Origin of the sequence: Cellulomonas sp. IC4_254 (genome assembly GCF_011603975.1) — a bacterium.
GTDB lineage: Bacteria > Actinomycetota > Actinomycetes > Actinomycetales > Cellulomonadaceae > Cellulomonas.
The window spans coordinates 1-6,584 of sequence record NZ_JAANNB010000207.1 but is presented as its reverse complement, the minus strand read 5'-3'; the positions used below and the strand labels follow the sequence as shown (position 1 = coordinate 6,584).

Here is a 6,584-nt window from a genome sequence, read left to right as displayed (position 1 = left end):
GGCCCGCCAGCCCGGCCTGCGCACCGTGCAGGGCGTGGTCGAGGACGGCCTGGCGCTGGTGCTGCGCTCGGAGCACCGGGGTGACGCCCCGCCCCGGGTGACGGTGGCCGGCCGCACGGACGCGGGGGTGCACGCCCGGGGCCAGGTGCTGCACGTGGACGTGCCCGCGGGCGCGTGGGCGGCGGTGCCCGGCCGGTCCGACCGCACACCGGAGGAGTCGCTGCTGACCCGGCTGGGCGGCGTGCTGCCGCCCGACGTGGTCGTCACCGGGGTCCGGGTCGCGCCCGAGGGGTTCGACGCCCGGTTCTCGGCGGTGGCCCGGCGGTACGTCTACCGGGTGTGCGACGACCCGGCGCTCCGGGATCCGCTGCGGCGCGCGCACGTGCTGTGGACGCGGCGCCCGCTCGACGTCGACGCGATGCACGAGGCGGCGGGCCGGGTGCTGGGGCGGCACGACTTCGCGGCGTACTGCAAGCCCCGCCCGGGGGCGACGACGATCCGCACGCTCGACGAGCTCACCTGGGAGCGGCCGGCGACCGGCCCGGACGCCGGGCTGGTCGTGGCGACGGTGCGCGCGGACGCGTTCTGCCACTCGATGGTGCGCGCCCTCGTCGGCGCGAGCCTGGCGGTGGGGGAGGGCCGGCGGTCGGTGGACTGGCCGGCCGAGCTGCTGGTCGGCGGGCGCCGTGACCCGGGCAGCGCGGTGGTGGCCGCGCACGGCCTCACGCTGGAGGAGGTCGTCTACCCGCCGGACGCCGAGCTCGCGGAGCGCCAGCTGCGCACGCGGGCGCTGCGCTCGGCGGACGACGTGCACGCCGCGCCGGCGACCGGGGCCGGCGCCCCCGCGACCGGCCCCGCCGCGGGCTGACCCGGGCGACGGGCCGGCCCGGGTGACGGGCCGACGCGGACGGCGGACGCCGGTGCCCCCGCACCCGTGCCCGCCGCCCGCCCTCACCCGCCGGGAGGAGGCGTGGAGTCAGTCCTCCTCGTCGACGATGTGGACGGCGGCCTCCTCGGCGCTCGCCGCGCCGCCGTCGACGCCCGCGTCCAGCGCGAACTGGTCGTTGCCGCCGGCCTCGACGGCGTCGTCGTCCTCGAGCAGCCGGCCGGCGCGGTCGGGCTCGCGGGACGGGTCGGGCGCGCGGTCCGGGTCGTCCCAGACCTCGGGCTCCTCCTGCGCGACGCGCTGGTCGAGGGTCTCGCCGCGCGACTCCTCCCAGGCCGTCTCGCCGAAGTGGCTCGACGCGGGGCGCGGGCGCTCGGGCGGGCTGTAGCCCTCGTCCAGCAGGTCGTCGACGCCGCGGCCGACCATCGTGTCCTCGCTGGGGAGCTGGTTGTCGTCGCCCTCCGAGCCCAGTGCCGCGTCGGTGCTCGTGGCGGGGGTGTCTCCACTCGTCGTCATGCGTCCGAGCCTGGCACCGCACCTGCCGCCCTGCCACCGCACGCCTATCCGCTTGGGGACTCGCACCCGCACCTGGGACGATCGACCCCATGGGTCATCTCGAGGTGCACGACGTGCGCTACGTGCTCCCCGACGGCCGTCCGCTGCTCGGGGGTGTCGACCTGCGGGTCGGCGAGGGGCAGCGCACCGCGCTGGTGGGTCCGAACGGCGCCGGGAAGTCGACGCTGCTGCGGATCGTGGCGGGCGACGAGCAGCCGCACGACGGCGCCGTCGTGCGCACCGGCGGGCTGGGCGTGATGCGGCAGGACGTGGGCCGGATCGCGGACGACCGCTCGGTGCGCGACCTGCTGGCCTCGCTGGCGACGGGCGCGATCGGCGCGGCCGCGGCCGAGCTGACCGCCTCCGAGCTGCACATGATGGAGGTCGACGACGAGCCGTCGCAGATGCGGTACGCGCAGGCGATCGCGGACTGGGCGGACGTCGGCGGCTACGAGGTCGAGGCCGACTGGGACCGGGTGACGGACGCGGTGCTGTCGATCCCGTTCGACCGGGCGCAGCACCGCAGCGTCCGGACGCTGTCCGGCGGCGAGCAGAAGCGCCTGGTGCTGGAGGCGCTGCTCCGCGGGCCGCAGGAGGTGCTGCTGCTGGACGAGCCGGACAACGCGCTGGACGTCCCGACCAAGCGCTGGCTGGAGCGGCGGCTGCTGGACAGCCCCAAGACGGTGCTGCTGGTGAGCCACGACCGCGAGCTGCTGTCCCGCGTCCCCACGCACGTCGCGACGCTGGAGCCCGCGCGCGCCGGTGCCACGGTCTGGGTGCACGGCGGCACGTTCACCACGTACACGGAGGCCCGGGAGGCGCGCCGCGAGCGGCTGGCCGAGCTGGCCCGCCGCTGGGACGAGGAGCACCAGAAGCTCATCACGCTGGTCAACACGCTCAAGACCAAGGCGGCGTTCAACGACGGCCTGGCGTCCCGGTACTCCGCCGCGCAGACCCGGCTGCGGAAGTTCGAGGAGGCCGGCCCGCCGGAGGTCGTCGCGCACGACCAGCAGGTCCGGGTGCGGCTGCGCGGCGGGCGGACCGCCAAGCGCGCGGTGGTGGCCGAGCGGCTGGAGCTCACCGGGCTGATGCAGCCGTTCGACCTCGAGGTGTGGTTCGGCGAGCGGGTGGCCGTGCTGGGCTCGAACGGGTCGGGGAAGTCGCACTTCCTGCGGCTGCTCGCCGCGGGAGGCAGCGACCCGCAGCCCGAGCAGGCGCCGGCCGAGGGCGAGCTGCCGATCGACCCCGTCACGCACACCGGCGTCGCCCGGCTGGGCTCCCGGGTGGTCCCGGGGTTCTTCGCGCAGAACCGGCAGCACGCGCAGGACGCCGCGTTCGCCGGCCGCACGCTGCTGGAGATCCTGCACCGCGGCGAGGGCCGCCGGCCCGGGATGGGCCGCGAGCCCGCGAGCAAGGCGCTGGACCGCTACGAGCTGGTCGCGTCGGCGGAGCAGCGGTACGAGACGCTGTCCGGCGGCCAGCAGGCGCGGTTCCACATCCTGCTGCTGGAGCTCGGCGGGGCGACGCTGCTGCTGCTCGACGAGCCGACCGACAACCTGGACCTGCACTCGGCGGAGGCGCTGGAGACCGGGCTCGCGGCGTTCGAGGGCACCGTCCTCGCGGTGACGCACGACCGGTGGTTCGCGCGCGGGTTCGACCGGTTCCTCGTGTTCGGCGAGGACGGGGCCGTGGTGGAGACGCCCGAGCCGGTGTGGGACGCCGGCCGGGTGGCGCGGGCGCGCTGAGCGGGCCGGCGCGGGCGCGCTGAGCAGGGCGGCCGGGCGGTGACCGACGTCGCTTTGACCGCCCCCCGGACCGGCGGCTACCCTGGTGAGTCGTTGTGCGTCCGTCGGTGTCGACCCTGGTGCGTTCCCACTCACCGGTCCACGGACGACGCACCGACGGTACTCATCGGCTGACCCCGGCTTCTACGGGATTGCCGTGGACACAGTCAGAGACATAGAGAAGGCAACGACCGTGCGCACGTACACCCCGAAGCCCGGCGACGTCCAGCGGAACTGGTACGTCATCGACGCGACCGATGTCGTCCTGGGCCGCCTCGCCACCCACGTCGCCACGCTGCTGCGCGGCAAGCACAAGGCGACCTTCGCCCCGCACGTGGACGGCGGCGACTTCGTCATCGTCATCAACGCGGACAAGGTCGCGCTGACCGGCAACAAGCGCGAGACCAAGCTCGCCTACCGCCACTCGGGCTTCCCGGGTGGTCTGCGGGCGACCACGTACACCGACCTGCTCGACAAGCACCCCGAGCGTGCCGTCGAGAAGGCCGTGCGTGGCATGCTCCCGAAGACCTCGCTGGCCCGCCAGCAGCTCTCGAAGCTGAAGGTCTACCGCGGTGCCGAGCACCCGCACGCCGCCCAGCAGCCGAAGCCCTTCGAGATCACCCAGGTCGCGCAGGGCTGACGCCCTCGAGCACACCGGAACAGGACGCGAAACACATGGCCGAGACCACGGTCGACATCGACCTCGAGGGCGGCGAGACGCCCAGCAGCTACACCTCCGAGACGGCCGCTCCGGCCGGCCGCGGCCAGAGCCTCACGGCTCCGGGCCAGGCCCTGGGCCGCCGCAAGGAGGCGATCGCCCGCGTGCGCCTGGTGCCCGGCACCGGCCAGTGGAAGATCAACGGCCGCACCCTCGAGGACTACTTCCCGAACAAGGTGCACCAGCAGCTCGTGAACTCCCCGCTGAAGCTGGTGGAGGTCGAGGGCCGCTTCGACGTCATCGCCCGCATCAGCGGCGGCGGCGTCACCGGCCAGGCCGGTGCCCTGCGCCTGGGCATCGCCCGCGCGCTCAACGAGATCGACGCCGAGCACAACCGCCCGGCGCTCAAGAAGGCCGGCTTCCTGACCCGCGACCCGCGCGTCGTGGAGCGGAAGAAGGCCGGTCTCAAGAAGGCCCGCAAGGCCCCGCAGTACTCCAAGCGCTGATCCACGGATCAGCGACCGCGGCCGGTGGTCCCGAGGTTCCGTCCTCGGGGCCACCGGCCGTTCCGGTGCCCGGGCCCGGCGCGGTGACGCGCCGGCCCCGGCACGAGGCACGAGGCCGCAGCGGCGGCCCGACGACGAGGGAGTCCTCGATGGCACGACTGTTCGGCACCGACGGGGTGCGCGGCCTGGCGAACCGGGACGTGACCGCGGAGCTGGCGCTCGACCTGTCCGTGGCGGCCGCGCACGTGCTCGGCCAGCGCGGCGAGTTCGCCGGCCACCGGCCGCGCGCCGTGGTGGGCCGCGACCCGCGCGCCTCCGGGGAGTTCCTGTCCGCCGCCGTGGCCGCCGGCCTGGCGAGCGCGGGCGTGGACGTGCTGAACGTCGGCGTCCTGCCGACCCCGGCCATCGCGCACCTGACCGGCGCGCTGGACGTCGACCTCGGCGTCGTGCTGTCCGCGTCGCACAACCCCATGCCGGACAACGGCATCAAGTTCCTGGCCCGGGGCGGGCACAAGCTCGACGACGAGCTCGAGGACGCCATCGAGCAGCGGATGCGCGGCGCGTGGGAGCGCCCCGTGGGCGCGGCCGTCGGCCGGATCCGCTCCGACACCGGCCGCGCGGGCGAGCAGTACGTCGAGCACCTCGTCTCGACGCTCGGCCACGACCTCGCCGGCCTGCGGGTCGCGGTCGACTGCGCGAACGGCGCGGCGTCCGAGGTCGGCCCCGCGGCGCTCCGCGAGGCGGGTGCGGACGTGGTGGTCATCAACGCGTCCCCCGACGGCCGGAACATCAACGAGGCGTGCGGCTCGACGCACCCCGAGCAGCTGCAGGCCGCGGTCGTGGCCTCGGGTGCGGACCTCGGCGTGGCCTTCGACGGCGACGCGGACCGGTGCCTCGCGGTCGACCACACCGGCGCGCTGGTGGACGGCGACCAGATCATGGGCGTGCTCGCCCTGGACCTGCGCGAGCGCGGCGTCCTGGCGCACGACACCCTCGTCGTCACCGTGATGAGCAACCTCGGCCTGCGCCTCGCGATGCAGGCCGCGGGCGTGCGCACCGTCGAGACCGGCGTCGGCGACCGCTACGTCCTGGAGGCCATGCGCGCGCACGGCTACAACCTGGGCGGCGAGCAGTCCGGCCACGTGATCCTCGCGGACCACGCGACCACCGGTGACGGCACGCTGACCGCGCTGCAGCTCGCGTCCCGCGTCGCCGCGACCGGCCAGAAGCTCAGCGAGCTGGCCGCCGTCGTGCGCCGCCTGCCGCAGACCCTGGTGAACGTGCCGGGCGTGGACAAGGACCGCGCGGGCACGGACGAGCACGTGGCCGCCGCCGTCGGCGCCGCGCAGAGCTCGCTCGGCTCGACCGGCCGGGTGCTGCTGCGCCCGTCCGGCACCGAGCCGCTGGTGCGCGTCATGGTGGAGGCCGCGACGCAGGACGACGCGGACCGCGTCGCCGCGCAGCTGGCCGACGTCGTCCGCGACCGCCTGGCTCTCTGAGCCGGGGCACGCGGTGACGACGACGGGCGACGGCGCGGGCGAGGTGCCGCAGGCGACCTGGCCGGCCGCGGTCGTGCGCGAGCACGTCCTGCGGCTGCTGGACGCCGGCGCGGCCGACCCGTCCGGCACCGTGCCGATCGTCCAGGCCGGGCACCCCGCGCTGCGGATGCGCGCCGTGCCGTTCGACGGCCAGGTGGGCGACGACGAGCTCGCCGCCCTGGTCGCGCTGATGCGCCGGACGATGCACGCCGCGCCGGGCGTGGGCCTGGCCGCGCCGCAGATCGGCCTGCCGCTCGCGCTCGCCGTGCTCGCCGACCCCGGCGCCGGCGAGACCGAGACCGGCCGGGTGCGGGAGCGGCCCGCGCTGCCGTTCCGCGTGCTGGTGAACCCGGTGTACGCCCCGGTGCCGGACGAGGAGCCCGAGCGGGTGTCGTTCTACGAGGGCTGCCTGAGCGTCGTCGGCTACCAGGCCGTGGTGCCGCGGCTGCGCCGGCTGCGGCTCACCGGCCGCGACGAGACGGGCGCCGCCGTGGACGAGGTGCTGCAGGGCTGGCCCGCGCGCATCGTGCAGCACGAGACGGACCACCTGAACGGCACGCTCTACCTGGACCGGGCGCACCCCCGCTCGCTGTCGGCGACCGACGAGCTCGGCGCCCACTGGGCGACCGAGCCCCGCCCCACCGAGGCGGCCCGCAC

7 protein-coding genes are annotated in these 6,584 nt (G+C 75.8%); 6 read left to right on the top strand and 1 reads right to left on the bottom strand.

The window, feature by feature from the left end:
* Positions 1-868 (top strand): tRNA pseudouridine synthase A (locus tag G6556_RS16155; RefSeq protein WP_166943729.1); only part of this gene is annotated, 868 nt, incomplete at its 5' end.
* A 108-nt stretch (positions 869-976) separates the two neighbouring features.
* Here the strand turns inward: G6556_RS16155 and G6556_RS16150 are convergent.
* Entirely contained in the window at positions 977-1,402 is a 426-nt protein-coding gene (locus G6556_RS16150; RefSeq protein WP_166943727.1) for a DUF5709 domain-containing protein, read from the bottom strand.
* An 89-nt stretch (positions 1,403-1,491) separates the two neighbouring features.
* Here G6556_RS16150 and G6556_RS16145 point away from each other — a divergent pair, with 89 nt between their 5' ends.
* From G6556_RS16145 to G6556_RS16125, 5 genes are all read left to right on the top strand, one after another.
* A complete protein-coding gene (locus tag G6556_RS16145; RefSeq protein ID WP_166943725.1) occupies positions 1,492-3,186 on the top strand; it encodes an ATP-binding cassette domain-containing protein in 1,695 nt (564 codons plus the stop codon).
* Positions 3,187-3,418: 232 nt separating this feature from the next.
* The gene (gene rplM, locus G6556_RS16140) at positions 3,419-3,865 is read left to right on the top strand and encodes a 50S ribosomal protein L13 (protein ID WP_147794330.1); all 447 of its coding nucleotides are present in this window, start codon (positions 3,419-3,421) and stop codon (positions 3,863-3,865) included.
* A gap of 35 nt (positions 3,866-3,900) precedes the next feature.
* On the top strand, positions 3,901-4,389 hold the full coding sequence (gene rpsI, locus G6556_RS16135; protein ID WP_147794329.1) for a 30S ribosomal protein S9: 489 nt from the start codon (positions 3,901-3,903) through the stop codon (positions 4,387-4,389).
* A gap of 149 nt (positions 4,390-4,538) precedes the next feature.
* Positions 4,539-5,888 carry a phosphoglucosamine mutase gene (glmM, locus tag G6556_RS16130; RefSeq protein ID WP_166943723.1) on the top strand — a complete coding sequence of 450 codons (1,350 nt, stop codon included), beginning with the start codon at positions 4,539-4,541 and terminating at the stop codon, positions 5,886-5,888.
* Between the two features lie 13 nt (positions 5,889-5,901).
* Positions 5,902-6,584, top strand: a 683-nt coding sequence (locus G6556_RS16125) for a peptide deformylase (protein ID WP_346774946.1), incomplete at its 3' end; no start/stop codon positions are given.

What these genes read in the sequence shown, in the direction of transcription:
- G6556_RS16150 (WP_166943727.1), bottom strand. Translation starts at nt 1,402, where the DNA reads ATGACGACGAGTGGAGACACCCCCGCCACGAGCACCGACGCGGCACTG.
- G6556_RS16145 (WP_166943725.1), top strand. Translation starts at nt 1,492, where the DNA reads ATGGGTCATCTCGAGGTGCACGACGTGCGCTACGTGCTCCCCGACGGC.
- rpsI (WP_147794329.1), top strand. Translation starts at nt 3,901, where the DNA reads ATGGCCGAGACCACGGTCGACATCGACCTCGAGGGCGGCGAGACGCCC.
- glmM (WP_166943723.1), top strand. Translation starts at nt 4,539, where the DNA reads ATGGCACGACTGTTCGGCACCGACGGGGTGCGCGGCCTGGCGAACCGG.